General features: G+C 36.3%; 2 protein-coding genes. Both read left to right on the top strand.

The features are described 5' to 3' along the window. Positions 1-260 (top strand): cbb3-type cytochrome c oxidase subunit I (locus tag MAGTDC_RS05760; protein WP_414173077.1); only part of this gene is annotated, 260 nt, incomplete at its 5' end. Between the two features lie 288 nt (positions 261-548). Further along, positions 549-768: hypothetical protein (locus MAGTDC_RS05755; RefSeq protein WP_278046992.1), on the top strand; the 220-nt coding region annotated here is incomplete at its 3' end.

Below are 768 nucleotides of genomic sequence, written 5' to 3'. Positions count from 1 at the left end.
GATTTGGAAATTGACTAGAACTTTTAATAATTGGTGCTCCTGATATAGCTTTTCCTCGAATAAATAATATAAGTTTCTGATTACTACCACCCTCATTAACATTATTATTAATTGGTAGAATAGTTGATAGAGGGGCGGGTACTGGTTGGAAAGTTTATCCTCCATTGTCAAGAGGTGTCGCACATTCAGGATCTTGTGTTGATTTAACAATTTTTTCCTTACATTTGGCTGGAGCTAGCTCAATCATGATAGAGATATAGAGAGATAAAATTATTTAAGGGGAATAGAAATTATGAAGAATTTGTATAAAGGTTTAGATGTAGAGAGAGCTGGTAATTATATTGAATAAGTACCTTGTAGTGAAGCTGATACAGCAGCAGTAGGAGATGATGTTGATAACAGTGACTTATTAATTTACCTGATTATGAAAAATTATACTAAGTTATACTTTCCGTTTTTGGAAAAAGGCCTTAGCCCTGAAAATCACTGGCGAAAGCCAACCACATGGGTCAAATAATTGTGCCATCTGGGATAACACGACACGTTTGGTGAATTGTACCTGAGAATTACTGCAACAGGCCAAAGGTGGAAATAAGAAGCAATCGGTTGAATGGTTCCAACTTAAACCCAGAATATCCTTAGCAACGACGGAATCACTCTGAGCGGCTGATTCAGGTAGGCAGTCAGGTTGATTAGTACACCATTTTTTCAAATTGAAACCTCCTGACGATAACAACAGAATTAATTCCTGTTGTAATTTGCAAAGCT

The organism is Candidatus Hodgkinia cicadicola (assembly GCF_002774925.1).
The sequence above is the reverse complement of the archived record's forward strand: the minus strand, read 5'-3'. Positions and strand labels throughout refer to the sequence as shown.